The 16,081-nt window shown below is 50.7% G+C and carries 10 protein-coding genes; 4 read left to right on the top strand and 6 right to left on the bottom strand.

The features are described from left to right. The first annotated feature begins 148 nt into the window (after positions 1-148). Positions 149-2,461, top strand: coding sequence for an AraC family transcriptional regulator (locus PLA01S_RS30695; RefSeq protein ID WP_174819283.1), 2,313 nt, complete (start codon positions 149-151; stop codon positions 2,459-2,461). Between the two features lie 147 nt (positions 2,462-2,608). Then, positions 2,609-4,183 (top strand): FAD-dependent oxidoreductase, encoded by a 1,575-nt coding sequence (locus tag PLA01S_RS30690; RefSeq protein WP_127596279.1) that lies wholly within the window; start codon positions 2,609-2,611, stop codon positions 4,181-4,183. Between the two features lie 74 nt (positions 4,184-4,257). Here the strand turns inward: PLA01S_RS30690 and PLA01S_RS30685 are convergent, their stop codons facing one another. After that, the gene (locus PLA01S_RS30685; protein WP_127596277.1) at positions 4,258-4,959 is read right to left on the bottom strand and encodes a 4'-phosphopantetheinyl transferase family protein; all 702 of its coding nucleotides are present in this window, start codon (positions 4,957-4,959) and stop codon (positions 4,258-4,260) included. A gap of 188 nt (positions 4,960-5,147) precedes the next feature. Here PLA01S_RS30685 and PLA01S_RS30680 point away from each other — a divergent pair, with 188 nt between their 5' ends. Then, positions 5,148-5,912 carry an aminoglycoside adenylyltransferase domain-containing protein gene (locus tag PLA01S_RS30680; RefSeq protein ID WP_127596274.1) on the top strand — a complete coding sequence of 255 codons (765 nt, stop codon included), beginning with the start codon at positions 5,148-5,150 and terminating at the stop codon, positions 5,910-5,912. Between the two features lie 193 nt (positions 5,913-6,105). Here PLA01S_RS30680 and PLA01S_RS32760 read toward each other — a convergent pair whose 3' ends face one another. The 5 genes from PLA01S_RS32760 to PLA01S_RS30650 form a co-directional block, all read right to left on the bottom strand. After that, positions 6,106-6,210, bottom strand: a complete 105-nt coding sequence (locus PLA01S_RS32760; RefSeq protein WP_127596271.1) for a YjcZ family sporulation protein — start codon at positions 6,208-6,210, stop codon at positions 6,106-6,108. Positions 6,211-6,945: 735 nt separating this feature from the next. Beyond that, positions 6,946-11,601 (bottom strand): S-layer homology domain-containing protein, encoded by a 4,656-nt coding sequence (locus tag PLA01S_RS30665; RefSeq protein WP_127596265.1) that lies wholly within the window; start codon positions 11,599-11,601, stop codon positions 6,946-6,948. 129 nt (positions 11,602-11,730) lie between these two features. After that, entirely contained in the window at positions 11,731-13,269 is a 1,539-nt protein-coding gene (locus PLA01S_RS30660; protein WP_127596262.1) for an extracellular solute-binding protein, read from the bottom strand. Positions 13,270-13,364: 95 nt separating this feature from the next. Continuing rightward, positions 13,365-14,282 (bottom strand): carbohydrate ABC transporter permease, encoded by a 918-nt coding sequence (locus tag PLA01S_RS30655; protein WP_127596259.1) that lies wholly within the window; start codon positions 14,280-14,282, stop codon positions 13,365-13,367. 16 nt (positions 14,283-14,298) lie between these two features. Continuing rightward, positions 14,299-15,267 (bottom strand): ABC transporter permease, encoded by a 969-nt coding sequence (locus tag PLA01S_RS30650; RefSeq protein ID WP_174819282.1) that lies wholly within the window; start codon positions 15,265-15,267, stop codon positions 14,299-14,301. Positions 15,268-15,576: 309 nt separating this feature from the next. On the opposite strand from PLA01S_RS30650, the gene PLA01S_RS30645 reads away from it, so the two are divergent. Further along, on the top strand, positions 15,577-15,960 hold the full coding sequence (locus PLA01S_RS30645) for a hypothetical protein (RefSeq protein WP_127596257.1): 384 nt from the start codon (positions 15,577-15,579) through the stop codon (positions 15,958-15,960). The last annotated feature ends 121 nt before the right edge of the window (positions 15,961-16,081 follow it).

Here is a 16,081-nt window from a genome sequence, read left to right as displayed (position 1 = left end):
TGGGATGATTTTAACATATGTACATCTTTTTTCATGACAAGCCATGATGATCAAATACAGTGATTATTCTTTTTGAAATGATTATTGAATGTAACCCGGGTTGCCCATACAATGATTATACACTTTGTTAAACAGGAAGGTGTACCTATTGCATCCAAAAAGTAGCTTTTATTCTAAAATGGTCCTGTTCGGCTGTTTCATCAGCATCATTCCTCTTGTGGCCCTCGGCTTCTTCTCGTTCATGAAATCATCCACTTCCGTGCAAAACCACGTAAACAGCAGCAATATCCAGATTATGAATCAAACGAACAGCAATCTCGAACAGGTGCTGCGGACCGTGGACTATACACTGAATTACGTCATTAATTCCAATATTCTGCAAAGCGCATTGTATCGGCCCCTGTCTTACTATGACTTCCAATTGTATAATAAACTGAGAGAAGAGATGAGTCTGCTGCAATCTCCCGAAACCAAGGTTACGGATGTCATCCTTGCGAATACGACAACCAACTGGCTGATTAATAACCGGGGCATGTACGAATTCAATGAATATGCTTCCAAGGATACGCTGCTGACGCTCATGGAGCTTCAAGGGAACTCCAATTGGGTGATGCTCGAGACGGAATCCCTCGGGTCCAGCGATACGCTCAGTTATGCCTGCCCCTACACGATTGCGCTTGTGAAGAAAATGCCGCTCTCCTCCTCCAGCGCCCGGGGCGTCGCACTCGCCACCATTCCCAGCTGCAGTCTCGCGGCTATGATGGATACGCCTTCCGAACCCCGGGAGGTGATGGTTCTGGACCACAATTACCGGATCGTCGTACATCCCGAGCAAGGAAAGCTTGGGCAATATCTGACCGATACCGGGTATGCGGAGGCGGAGCTGGACCATTTTGACAATAAATCGGGGCAGTTCGAGACGAAGATTGACAACAAGCCGGTGTCCGTTACGTACGTCCGGTCCGATTTTAACGGCTGGCTGTATGCCTCCTTTACCGAAATGTCCGCCATTACCAAGGAGTCCCGCTCCATCGGCTGGTTTACGCTGTATATCTGCCTGCTGATGATCGGTTTCAGCGTTCTGCTGGTATGGCTTGGAACCCGGAAGATGTACACGCCCATCCGGCACATATTCGAAAATATCGTGGAGCGTCTGCCGGAAATTCAAGCGAATAAAAAGAGCGAGCTGCAAATCATCGACGAACATATCCGGGATATGTTCCATTCGAATACCAAGCTCCGCAGCGAGCTTCGGCAGACCAGTCAGCAGGTACGCACCTTTTTCCTCCATAAACTGTTCCTGGGCAAGATCAGTCCGCCCGAAGTAATCGAACAGATCGAGCTGTTCGGCTTCAAGGAGCAAGTGTCCGCATGGGAACAGCTGGCGGTATTCACCCTCCAGATCGACATGCTGGACGAAACCCGCTATGAACGCAAGGATAGGGATTTGCTGCTCTTTGCCGTCAACAATATCATCGAGGAGATGATCCCCTCCTCCCATCGTCTCCCCTCTGTCATTATCGATCTCACGCAAGTTACGCTTATCGGACGAGGCGGTATCACGCTGGAAGAATTCAATGACTATATCTATACGTTATCGGAGGAGATCCAGAAGACGACGCGCAGTTTTCTCGATCTGGAGGTCAGCATTGGCATCAGTTTACCATACGAGAACCTATCCAAAACGTCACGCGCCTACCAAGAAGGGCTTGAAGCCCTTAAACACCGCATCAAGCTGGGTACCGGCGTCATTATCCCTTATTTCAGCCTGAACTCCGGCAAGCATACCCGGGTCTATTTCTACCCGATGCAGGTGGAGAACGAGCTGATTGATGCCATCAAGCTGGCTGATGAAGATCGGGCCGTAGAGCTTCTGAAGCAGTGGCTGCACGAAGTGTTTCGCAAGGATCGGACCCCGCATGATTATCAAATCTCACTCATCCGGCTGTTGAATGATCTGATGATCGTGATGCAGGAGAATGGCATCATGCTGGAGCAGCTAGACATCCGGGACAGCTCTCTCGTGGAGGAGCTTCTTCGGCTCTACACCAATCCCGATATCGAAAGCTGGTTTAAATCCCGGATTATCCGGCCGATGGTGAGTGTATTCCGGGATCGCCAGGACTCTCAATACCAGAATCTCTCCGAGCAGATGATCGAGATCATCCGCAATGAGTTTGACCGTAATATTACGCTCGAGGAATGTGCTTCGCGCCTCCATTACAACAATTTTTATCTAAGCAGCGTGTTCAAGAAAGAAACCAATATGTCCTTCAGCGAATACCTGTCCCAATACCGCTTCAAAATGTCCAAAAAATGGCTTGTCGAAACCGATATGCCCATTAAGGATATTGCGGAGAAGCTGAGTTACAACAATTCGCAGAACTTTATCCGGTCCTTCCGTAAGCTGGAGGGGATGACACCCGGGCAATATCGCGGCAAATACAAAACCGGACAATAAATCTTGCAAAACGGCATCAGATTACCAAAAAAGGTCACCTGTGTCCCGTACTTTTCCTAAGGGTAAGCATCTACAATTAGAAATAGTCACTTGTTGTGCTGATCTTGTTGATCATTTATGAAACTATCCCAAAAGGAGAATCTGTCAATGATACGAGAAATGCAGGCCGATATCGTCATTCTCGGCGGCGGGACCGGAGGAACAGCCGCCGCACTTGCCGCCGCTAAATCAGGAAAGACGGTCATCATGACCGAAGAGACCACTTGGATCGGGGGACAGCTAACCAGCCAGGCGGTTCCGCCCGACGAGCATCCGTGGATTGAATCCTTTGGCTGCACGCGCAGCTACCGGCAGTTCCGCGAAGGTGTCCGCCAGTACTACCGCGATTTTTTCCCCATGACTCCCAAGGCCAGATCCAATGTGCAATTGAACCCCGGCAGCGGCATCGTCAGCCGGCTGTGCCATGAGCCGCGTACGGCTCTCGCCGTGCTGCATCAAATGCTGGCCCCGTACATTCACAGCGGACGGCTTACGATACTGTATCAGTATGCGGCGGAGTCTGCCGACGTTTCAGGGGATCGCGTGAACAGCGTAACCGTTCGTCATCTTGAAACGCAGGATCAAATCGCGCTCCGCGCCCCGTTCTTCGTGGATGCCACCGAGCTCGGCGATTTGCTTCCGCTGGCGGGTATCGAGTATGTTACCGGCGCCGAGTCCAAGTCCCAGACAGGGGAACCGCATGCCGTTGACGGCGATCCGCTGCCGCAGGACATGCAGGGCTTCACGTATTGTTTTGCCGTGGATTATCTGGAGGGTGAGGACCACACCATCGAGAAGCCTGCCCTTTACGATTTTTGGCGGGAGTATAAACCCGAATTCTGGCCGGATAAACTGTTAAGCCTGACCGCCGTCAAGCCGTCCACGAATGAGCCGATCGAGTATGAGATATTCCCGGGACACGGCAAGTTCCCGCTCTATCAATACAGGCAAATCCTGGATCCCAAGCATTTCGCCGAAGGTACGTTCGAAAGCTCGGTGTCTCTAGTGAACTGGCCGCAGAACGACTACTGGCTGGGCTCCATTATCGATGTTCCGAAGGAAGAGGCTGACCATCATATCTATCAAGCCAAGCAGCTTAGCTTGTCCCTGCTGTATTGGCTGCAGACTGAGGTGCCGCGGCCGGACGGCGGGCAGGGTTACCCGGGTCTACGCCTGCGTCCCGATGTGGTCGGAACGGAAGACGGCATGGCGATGTATCCTTATATCCGTGAGTCGAGAAGAATTCAGGCCGAGTTCACGGTGCTGGAGCAGCATGTGGCAACCGAATCGCGGCCGGACGGAGCTTCGGAAACGTTCCCTGATTCCGTCGGTATCGGCTGTTACCGGATCGATCTGCATCCGAGCACGGGCGAGCGCCCTTACATTGATATCTCGTCCCTGCCGTTTCAAATCCCGCTGGGCAGCTTAATTCCGAAACGGATGAAGAATGTGCTGGCTGCCAGCAAAAACATCGGGGTCACCCACATTACGAACGGCTGCTACCGGCTGCATCCCGTAGAGTGGAACATCGGCGAGGCCGCCGGATACTGCGTCAGCTATTGCCTGGACCATGATATTCTGCCGACGGATGTGCGCAGCGATGAAGAAAGGCTGGCCAGCTTCCAGCAAAGGCTCGTTAGCGAAGGCATCGAGCTGGCATGGCCGGCACTGCGGCCTGTCTGATCATCAGCTACAATAGAAATGCAAAAAACCAGCTCAAGGGCATCGTCCTCAGGCTGGTTTTTTTCTAGTCCCGTTCATAACTCCTCAGCAGTTACGAAATGGACGTTCTTAGGGAAATGACGGCTAATGCCGCACACCGACAGCTTGTAACCTTCTTCCACCGCATACTGTTTAAAATAGTAGGTCTCTCCGTCCTCCCCAACAATAGGATCCCACTCGCCGTCTTGCAGCGCCAAAGCAAAAGAATCCAACGCCAAATGCAGGCCTTTGCCAACGGCCTTGATATAGCTTTCCTTTAACGTCCATAGATCAAAGAAGCGGGAAAGCCGAACGGAAGGAGCACAGTGTAACAAGGCATTAAACTCGGCTTTATGGAAATAGCGTTTGGCGATATCCATATCGATGGCCTCTATTTTCTCCACATCAATCCCAACCGGCTCGTGGCTAACGGCGCACACGATCCAATGCCCGGAATGGGAGACGTTAAAATGCAGGTTGTCATGATTCTTTAAGAATGGCTTGCCATATGCGTTCCTTACGATTTCTATATTCTTCGGATCTAGACCCAGCTTATCCCGAAGGATTCGATAGACCATGGCATCACCAAGCACGGATCGCTGGTAATCGCTCGCTCTTCTGAATTTGGACACATAGTCCTGTCGATCGGGCGATAACGTCTTGAACAAGGCACGGAACGTCTCATCGCGAATTTGGTCCGAATTCTTAATTGCATATACTTCAATATGGCTTGGTTGGTCAGCATAAAAAGTATCCATAACTCCGTCCTTTCAACAAAACATAGTCACGTGTTCACTTCGATATGTACGTCCAATTCCCCTGCTTGCCTTAGGCTCCCTGCCGCAATTGCAAATATAAACGGACAAACGGATCGATTTATTGACAAAGAAAAGAATGTCCGAACATAATGGATGAATATCATACAGTTTGAAGGTGGGGTTTCGATTTGGATACGCAATGGGTTTTGGATCAAGCGGTCGACTTGTTTAAGAAGGAGCTTGGCGGCAATCTGGTCGGCATTTACTTACATGGTTCTTTAGCTATGGGCTGCTTCAACCCGGATACAAGCGATATCGATTTGCTGCTTGTGGTAGCGGACAAGCTGACCCGGGATCATATGAGACGGCTGGCCCAGAAAATCATAGCGTTCCACGATGGTATGCCCAATCGGCAGGGGTTGGAGCTCAGCCTTGTCCTGGAATCCAGTCTGCAGGAGCTTGTCTATCCGCCTCCATTCGAGTTCCACTATTCCGCCTTTCATCGCGAGAAGTACCTGACCGATGACGATTACTTATGCGGCGGATTCCAAGACGCCGACCTGGCCGCCCATTACACCGTGATCTATTATCGGGGCATTACCCTGTACGGCAAACCGGTTCAAGAGGTCTTTACACCCGTTGACCGGGAGCATTACATACAAGCCATTCTCCATGACGTGAAGGGTTCGGTACAAGACATCACTGGCTCCCCTATGTACTACACGCTAAACCTGTGCCGGGTGCTGTACTATCTGAAGGACGGCGTGGTTGCCTCCAAAAAAGAAGGCGGTGAATGGGGCCTGCGCACGCTTCCTTCCAATTATCACCCGATTATAGAGCATGCCATGCATCAATATAGCGGCGGAGCCCAGATTCCTGCGGATTCCGCACCGGGTGAACTCGTCGCGTTTGCCAGCTATATGCTGGAGCAAATCCAAGAGGCTCTGGAATAGGAATCGCGGGGATCGCGTGCCGGTCGACATGCCGGACATTCCTAAAGGATTGTTCCGTGGTATTGAAGAGCGTTCATTGAGCTAAGTAAAGCTCAGAGGGGGAAGTTTTCCCCCTTAACATAGGCACGCTGTGTTATCCGGACGCAGCACAAATCAAGTTAAAGGGGACTAAACAAGGATGCTTAGCCATGGTTTAAATCCAGAAAGTGCTTAATACAATCACCAACAGGATAAATAATACCAAGACAATGCCTACTGAAGTTCCATATCCTCCGTGACAGCATTTATCGTAACTCATCGATATTAACCTCCTTGCATTGTGGAATGGTACAGTTTATGTATATAGATGCCCTTAGACAGGGCATTTCGGCAATGATGATCAGAATGTGCATTAGTCCAATATCATGCCATGCCTCCTGCAAGCCCGATGCAGGGATCGGGCCGTGTTATATATCCCGCGACTGATGATGAAACTATTCAACTGAAGGCTGGGTGGATGGCCTCCGAATTCGCGACGCACTATAACCCCATTTGTCACTACAGTCACACAATCAAAAAGGGGGTAATTTGTTGAAGGTTATATTAAAACTGTATTCGGAGTATTTAATTATCCCGCGCCCTTTTCGATTATTGGTTCTGTGGGGTTGGATTGTTTTGTTTATAGCTACCGGGATTAGATTTAATTGGTTCTTCTAATTCAACTTTTACTTGATGACTCATTATTTTGGAGAGCTATCTTATGGATAAATTAACAATCTTCATCGTTAAGTCTCTGGCAGTTGTTATGTTTATCCTTCTATTTATCGCTGTTTTCCTGCTCGGCAGATTTGTTGGTAACGCAACTCCCTGGTACGTAACAACCTCCTTGCTTATACTGTTGATTCTTAGATGGGTTTACTTAAGAATAAAAAATAATTACTAACGATACGGATCGATAATTTATCCGTATTTGATAGATCGTTACTTCTGTGCAATTTCCAGGGCCAAATACATAACAAAGACCCGTTCGATCGTATCGAACGGGTCTTTGACTTTAACGGTTAATGAATTCTGCCATTTGCAGCATTCGGGTTAGTACGACCGCGCCTTCAGCCCGGGTAGAATGGGCTTCCGGAACGAATCGGTCAGAAGAACGTCCCTCCATCAATCCTGATTTGACGATAGCCGTCACGGCCTCTTCAGACCAGGATGCAATGCGGTCACGATCCTTGAATCCTTCCAATATGGAATCCGAATCTCCTGTCTCCAGATTCGTACCGGCAAGCTTCAGTGCACGGAGCAGCAGGACACTCATCTGCTCACGGGTAATCCCCTCGTTCGGACGGAACGTATCATTGCTGAAGCCTTCGATAAGTCCATGCTCCACTGCCGTAGCCACAGCGGCTGCATACCAATCGTTTGCCTTCACGTCCTGGAAGCCCGCTTCGGCTCCCTGATCCTTCAATCCGAGTGCACGGACGAGCATCGCCGTGAACTGGGCTCTCGTGATCGGCTCGTTCGGACCAAATCGCGTGTCGCTCAGTCCTTCAATTAAATGTTTCGAAGCCAGCAGTGAAACGTCCTCGCGCGCCCAATGGCTGCTTAAATCCTCAAACGTCTTCTCATGGGAGACAACGGAATAAATCCCGCTTTCCCTCCATTTAAACTCCGCTTGGGATTTACCATTCGATGTGCGAATGAGCGCCGGTACGAAGACCAGCTTGCCGGATGCCGAATCCGTTCGCAGCACCGTCGTTTGAGATGGGCTGGCGATACTGGACAGGGACTTGGTAAACTTCGCGTAAGGTCCTTTCAGTGCCGGAAGCACAGATAACGTATCACCCTGTTTCCAAGCTAAGTTTATGGAAAGCGATGCATCCAGTACGGAGGCTCCTGCCTCCAACGCTGCCTTCACACGATCCTCTTCTTCTTTCGAAGCTAAACCGATGCGAATTTGCAGACTTTCCGCCGTCCCCCGCTGTTGCATAGCTTCCGTCAGCGACTGCAGCGGAATTTCCAATCGGCCTTGGGAGGATTCCAACACGATGGAGCCCCCCGGCAGGTCTTTCACGGCAGCGCTCAGTCCTTGAACCGGCAAGTGAAGAGCAACGGAATCCGAAGCGTCGGTCACCGAATACGTAAGCACGCGTGAAGCCGCCGGCAGCTTGCTGAGCCGTTCCACCTCGCTTAGCATGCCCTTCTCGCTCGCATCCGCTACGATGACCGTCCCGCCGCCCGGTGCTGTCTCTTTCTTGATGCTCAAGCGCTCGGACTCTGACGGTTTAGGAGGTGGTGTTGTCGATCCTCCACCGGGTGAACCGGACCCGCCGCCCGGAGAACCCGGATCGGACCCGCCGTCTCCCGTAGAGGTCCGGATCACCTCGAACGTTTTGCTGTTCGTTTTGAATTCGTCAACGAATACGTCCACGGTGATCGAATTGACGCCCGTTTGCAGAGGCACATTAGCTGTGAATTCACCTTTCGCCGACAGTGTCGCATCGGTACCGTTCACCTTCACGGCCGCTTGGCCGGGCCCGAGAACTTCCACCAGCCCTTGCAGCCCAAGCTGGCTGTCGCGCGTTTCTTTGCCCTCGTCATCCATCAGCCCGCTTAATACGGCTGAACGAACCTGATCCCCGGTGTTGTAGGCATTGGCCACAAGCTGACGCAGCGTTCTTGTGCCTGACGGGTCCAGGGTGGAAATGACAAAACCCCCCTGCGGAATAACGCTGTTATTCTCTTCCGGCGCTCCCCAGCTCCAGTTGATCGCTTGGTTCCGGTTGACTACGCGCGTCACATGACCCGTGTTATCCACAACCACTTCAACCCCAAAGCGGTTCGTGCCCGTGGAGTATCCAAAAGCTTCCGTCATCACGTTGACGTTGCCCTCGATTCGGTTGATATTATAGAAATTGCCTTCAAGGAACGAATCCGGACTTCCCGGCAAGCTCATGCCGAGCTGGTAATCCTTCACCCACTCCTTATCTTGGAGAGCAGCCGCCGCGATCGGCCAGTTGACCTGGGATGCGTCAAACAGCATCAGGCCGTTCGTGGACTTCAGCCCCGCCTGGAACACTTCGCGCTGTACGGCCGGCGCCTGCACATTGTTCATGGCAATGCCTGCATACAGCGGAATTTCACCATTCGTTACGATATTGCCGAGCGTAATATATTTCTGGATTTCCTGGCTGGTGGTTTGATAAGCCCCGATCATCAGAAAATCCAAATACTCGATATACCCGGTTTGATAATATTCCGGCGTATACACCGATTCGTCCGGCATGCCGAGCGCGGGATCAAACCGGAAGTTCTTGCTGCCCCAGTTCACGCCGTTCAAATAATACGTTTCATACCAGGATCCAACATAAGAGGATACCTCAATCTTCCTGCCTGTTGAAACTTCATAGGAATCCACCAGATCCTTCACTTCGCCGAAGAAGCTCTGAATCGTGCCCGAGCGGAATTCCCACCAGTCCTGAATCAGCTCGCCGTATATCCTAACATTGTTTTCATAGTAGAAGATATCGTTTGGCCAATTGACCAGCTGCTTGCCCCGGGCCTGCAAAAACTGCTCGAACTTCACGCGGGTTTCGTCGCTAAAGTCGGCCCCCTCGTTGTCATACCGGCTCCGGTCATGGACAACGCCGTCCACATCGTAATTCTTAATGATTTCCTCAAATGTTCTGAGCTGATAATTGCGAACCTCGTCATTGGACGGGTTGACGAAGGCTACCAAGCCCTGCTTTTTGCTTTCGCGCAGACGCTTGATCTCGCCATTGTTCTCCGCGAAATATACACGTTCCTCCCAATCGAGGTGATCGTTCAAAACCGCATACTCGTTATGGGCAATCGATCCTTCGGCAAACACGTTGATCGCCGCATGAATCTCTAATCCCAGTGCATGACCGTGATCAATGAACTCCTGCAGCAGATCAAGATCCGGACTTGCGCCTGCTTTTTCGGGTGCCTTGATCTCGCTGACGTAAGGTCTGCCCGTCAAATCGTTCTTCTTGTACGAGACATAACCTTCAACGCCCTTCACATCAAATGCGACCGAGGTAACGCCCGTTTCCTTGGCTTTTTGCAAGAATGCCAAAACATCCTCGCTCGTTTTAAACTTTCTGGCATTGGAAGCCTGGTCTACCCAGAGGATGACTTCTTTGTCCGGGGAAAAATCAGGTCTTGCAAACACTGCAAGATGACGCACATCCTGCTCAACGTCATTTTTCAACACTTTGACTTCGATATAATTGGTGCCGTTTGTTAGCGCAAAGTTATGGGTGAAGGTACCATCTGCTTCAAAAGGAATTTCGTTACCGTTCACAAGAAGTTTGATCGCGGTAATGTCGTCCATGTTGTCGATGCGACCCGTGATAGCGGTGCTGCCTTCCGTTACGGTATACATCGCCTGATTATCCAGCGTAAGCCGTGCAATGAGGCCATTGCCGCTCATGATGTCGCGTACCTGAACCACTTCCCCGTTCTTGCGCAGCTTGATCATGTCCCCGACCTTAAAATTCTCGGCCAAATAGCGCTTGATGTTATTGCCTGCGTAGCTGTTGTCCTGTGCCATCAGCACATAACCGCCTTCGGGGATTTCAAGCTCGGTTGGTCCGGTCCATACCGGCGGCTTGCCGTTGATCGAAGGATTGATCACCTGCAATACGCGGTTGTTGGCATCCACCTGCACGGCGACATTCGTCTGGGGAATCGTGATGGAGCTGCCATAATCCCTTGTAAACACCGCCACGATGTTCGGCACGCCCGTGACATCCTTGTCGACGTAGTCCAGCTTCTTGCGCGGACCTTCGATGTCGATCGTAATATCCTTCGGCGCCGCTTCGACTTCAATATAATCCTGATTCTCGATCGGTTCGTACACGATGTTCAGCGTTTGAACGGCCAATTCGCCTTCTCCCTTGAACAGCTTTACCTCAGCCGCGTTCGGACCCGGCTCCAAATAAATATTCGTGCGAAACACGCCATCCGCCGTAAGCGCAGTCTCATCGCCATTAACAGTTACGCTTAAATCCTGATCCGCGGCATAGTTCGCCACAAAACCCGCAATCTCAATGACCGGAATATCCACGGTCGTATCATTTTCGGTAATCAGATGCAGCTCGGGTGGCAGCGGATCCGGCCCCGGACCCGGTCCCGGCTGCTCCGGCAGGAAATCAGCTGCAGTCACTTCTTTGCCCGCTTGCATCAGCTTCACCGAATCTCCCGTTTTGTTATGATTGAAGAGAGGTTTCTGAAAAACGGATTGATCCCACGTATTGGTGCCGCCAGCCACTACAACGTAACCACCGGCCGGAATCGGCAGCAGCGTGCCTGGAGGCCAAGAAGTCGGAGGATCAGCGTCCGGTCCAACGATATCCAGTACTTTACCACCCGCATCCACGGAGACCGCGACATGAAGCGTAGGCACCCATACCTCATCGGTATATACGGAACCCGTAACCGTTGCGCCACTGGTATACAGCGCCAAATAGTCGTTATTCCCTTCCAACGTGTCGCCCGCTACGTTGATATCCGTGAACTCCAAACTCTCTCCGCCTTGGGAGATCAGGGTAACCGGTTCGGGACCCGCGCTTTGAACCGGGGAAATTTCGTTATCCGCGAACGCGGAGGAACCAACCGGAACGATGAGGGAAACGATCAGCGACAAACTGAGAAACAGCGCGATCCGCCTGCGAAATAATCGATACATCAAGGAATACCACCCTTCTTTTATTCAGAATGAACGATCACGATAATATAAATTCAACCGACACCCCCTTTACGAATTCATTTTGAAAAAGCAGCTGCTTGTGCAGACTGCTTTTTCACATAGAATCATTTACTTCGTGGATTGAAACCATTCATTTGCTGCGGTCACCATATCGGCTCCACCTTCGGCTCTCCATTGAGCCAGGAATTGATCGTAAGCATCAATCGGCTTCGCTCCGGAAATGAATTGCAGCACATTGTCATCCAACATGGTCGTCAATTTCAACAGATTTTTGGATACAGCTTCAATTGGCGGTGCTGTCGACATCGGATCTACAACCATAATGCCTTCTGCATTTTTCTGGAACTCTTCAAAATGCGCCTGAAGAATAGGATCCTTACGTACACGTGCTTGCCAATAAATCGGATACTTCTCTTCGTCTACCCCTGTCAGGAAACTGCTTGCATTATTCAATTCATCATTGAAAATCGGCAGAATCGGATAGTACTTTCCGTCCTTCACTTCATGATGAACGCCTTCTTTACCCAGCGCGATGCCCTTAAACGTCTCAGGCTCCATTTTTGCGTTGAGGAAATCCATAGCGGCTTCCTTATTCTTGGAGGATTTGAGAATAGCAACATACCAAGTGGTATTCGCTTTAACCCCGACCATGGCTTTGCCGTCCTTGCCTTTCAGATAAGGAATGACGGATGTCTTGGCTTCCGGGAAGTTCTTCTCTAGCGCAGCAAGCGTCGTCCCGGCATTCCACCAGGCCAGCTTATACATCGCTGCTTTACCGCCTGAGAACTTCTCAATCGATTTCTGTGCGGTATTAATTGGCATCTCCGTATCGAGCAAGCCTTCTTTATACAGCTTATTCATATAAGCAACATATTCTTTCATCTCGGGCTGTTCAGCTCGATGAACCAGCTTGCCATCGACTTCTTTCCAATCGGTCAAAACGCCAAATGTTGTGGCAATATCGCCATAAAGGGAAGTGGACTCTTTGCTCATGGTGAGCGGAATGACATTCTTCTTTTCCTTAATCGTTTTAAGTACATTGTAAAGTTCATCGGTGTTCGTAGGTATGGACAAACCCAGCTCATCCATCCAGTCTTGTCTGACGACGAGCGCCTCGCCGATGCTTACGCCAGCCCCCGTCTCTGGAATACCGAAGATCTTCCCATCGATCGTTGCACTGCCAAAGGACTCTTGTTTTATGGATTGTTTAATATAATTTCCATGAGACTCAAGCAGCTCATCGATCGGCTCGAGCGCTCCCGCAGAGGCCAGATTGTAGAATTGGGCTGCATTCAATTTCACCAAATCATAGTTATCTTTGCTGGATACCAGCAGGTTCAGCTTCTCATCCGCGTTCTCGGCCGGCAGCAGTTCGTATTCCACATTGAATCCGGTTCTTTCCTGGATGTACTTGGCCACATATTCAGTCTTCGGATCAAACAATCCATATTGCATGATCATGCGCAGCCCCGGTTTTTCAGCCGTTGTGTCTTTGTTCCCCTCATCTTTCGGGGTGCTTGCCGGTGTGTCCGATGGTTGAGCCGCCGGCGTGTCCGTCGTGCCGCCTCCCCCGCCGCCGCATCCGGACAGTGCCAGCGTGAATCCGAGAATCCCGGCCAGTACCGCGGATTTTTTAATCTTGATCATGGATAACCCTCCTTGTGATTGAGAAATTCAATGAATTCTGCCATCTGAGCAATACGAAGCGCATCACCACCTTTATAAAGTAAGGTCGGATGACCCTATCCTTTAACCGAACCTACCAGCACGCCCTTGACAAAATACTTTTGCAGGAATGGATACACCAGCAAAATCGGGATCGTTGCCAGCAGGATCGAGGAAGCTTGAATGGACTGCGGCGTTGCGTTGATCGCGGCGTCGACATTATCCTTCAGGAAGTCCCCGCTGGACGAAACCAGCAGTTCCTTCAGGTACAGCTGCATCGGTTTGATTGCCGGATCGGTAATGTAGATCATCGCCGCAAAATAGTCATTCCAGAAAGCGACCGCAAAGAACAATCCAATCGTTGCCATGACGGGAAGCGAGAGCGGCACAATGACCGAGACCAAGATCCGGATATTCCCCGCGCCGTCCAGCTTGGCGGACTCCTCCAGCTCATCCGGAAGCCCCTCGAAATAGTTTTTAATGATGAGCATGTTGTACACGTTCACCATTGCCGGCAGGAATAACACCGGGAAGGAGTTCACCAGATTCAAATTCTGCATGAGCAGGTAAGTCGGAATCAGTCCGCCGCTAAAGAGCATCGTGAATACGAAGATCAACAGAAGCCCTTTTCGTCCCCGCAGCCGGTATTTCGAAAACGGATAAGCTGTCAGCGTAGTCAGAAACAGGCTGCAGGCCGTTCCGATCACCGTCAGAAAGATGGACACCTTGAGCGAATTCAAGAACATGGAATCCTGAAGCACATACTTGTAGGTATCGAATTGAACCCCGACCGGGAGCAGTCCAACCTGGCCCGATATGACGGCTCCCTCACTGCTCAAGGATTTCGCGATCAGGTTCATGAAAGGAAGCAGGGTCGTTAAACCCATCAAGATGAAAAAAGCATAATTGAATACCGAGAAGCATTTTTCCGAAAACGACGTTTGGATGACACCTCGGGTGGTGTTTGTTCCTTCCAAAGCTTTTTTGTGATCCATTTGCGCCACCCTTTCTTTACCAGATCCCGCGCTGTAAGTATTTTCTGCTCATGGCATTGCCCATGATGACCAATGTGAAGGATATTACGGCTTCGAACAAACCAACCGCTGTCGAGAAGCTGTAATCCTGGTTACCGAGACCCTGCCGGTATACATAGGTTCCGATGACATCCGACACCTGGTACACGACCGGATTGTACATGACGAGAATCTGTTCCGTTCCCGCTTCCAGCACGTTCCCGAGCCGCAGGATGAACATCAGGACAATAATCGGGGCGATCCCCGGCAGCGTAATGTGCCACAGCTGCTTCCATCGTCCGGCCCCGTCGATCTTCGCCGCTTCATACAGCATCGGGTCTATCATTGTAAACGCTGCCAAATATACGATGGTGCTCCAGCCCGTTTCCTTCCAGCCTGCCGAGGTGATCAGCACGCTGCGGAACACGCTGTTATCCAGAAAAAACGCAATCTGCTCCATGCCCAGGGATACCAAAACTTTATTGACGATTCCTCCGTTCGTTGAGAGGATATCGATAAACAATCCGCCAACAATTACCCAGGACAGGAAATGCGGCAAATAGATGACGGTTTGCACCGTGCGTTTAAATACCATATTCCTCAGCTCATTGAGCATCAGGGCGATAATGATGGGGAGCGGAAACAAGATCACGATTTTCAGGAAGCTGATGATGACCGTATTTTTGAATACCTGAGCAAAATCCGGCGACGTAAACAGCTTCTCGAAGTGCTTCCATCCCACCCACGGGCTGTCGGCAAATCCGGTAAATATGTTGAAATCCTTAAATGCGATCGTAATGCCGTACATCGGCGTGTATTTGAACAGTAAAATGAACAAGATGCCCGGTACGAGCAGCAGATAAAGATCCCACTCTTTCCATATGTCCGACCCTAAGCGGCCCCAGTACCCTCGTTTTTTCTTCATCTCTCTATACGGTGCCGGCGATGGTTCTATCGTGGGTTTCATCGACTCGTCTCCCCCTTTCTATTGATTCAATCTCCTTGGTTACTACAAATTGTAATTCCCGGAGGAGGGACTGAGTAGGCGAGGATCATTACTATTTATGGTAATATGATGTTGTGTTGGGGCATGGACGTCAGTAATTATGTCATGAGGTTACGACGGGTGTTTCATGAGGTGTTAACTTGTCACGATCGGCTAATCGCTGCCAACCGAAATTCATAACTGAAAATACACAGCCAAAAAAAGAGGATGGTTCATCACTCCGCATGCGGATTGTTCTTCCGATCCCTGTTACCCCCGGATTTCTTCTGAATGAATGAAACAATGTTGAAATCCGGGGATAAAGGGGACCGCTCACGCTTCTCCAGAACAATTCCGCCTGCTCCGTTGAAGCTGAACCAGTTGGCATTCGAAGACGGCAATGCCGTGCTTCGTCGCCAAGGTGTGCCCTCGCTGCTTTACGCCAAGCTTGGCCTCCCTACAAGCCCCCAAACCATACCCGTGCGGGTGATTACTTCTGTCCTGCCGATGGTTGAGGCTGGGGGTAAAAGCAAAAGAGCCGTTCGGGATGTGTGCCCCGAACGGCTCTTTTGCTTGGTTTATGTAACTGCGCATGCTCTGCTGCGCTGCGCTTCCTCTCTCCCCCCCAAACCAAGGGGGGAGGCTTTTTGGGTGGACCCACGCGGACCAGCGTAGAGGGCGTATCGATTTCGGAAAAGCGAATGCGGTCGCCCGAAAGTTTTCCATCGGAAAACTCCCATCGAAAGCATAGGCTCGAGCCGAAATTGTTCCTCTGTAATCATAATTCCAGAAATTT

Source organism: Paenibacillus lautus NBRC 15380, assembly GCF_004000945.1.
GTDB classification, from domain to species: domain Bacteria; phylum Bacillota; class Bacilli; order Paenibacillales; family Paenibacillaceae; genus Paenibacillus_AQ; species Paenibacillus_AQ lautus.
The sequence above is the reverse complement of the archived record's forward strand: the minus strand, read 5'-3'. Positions and strand labels throughout refer to the sequence as shown.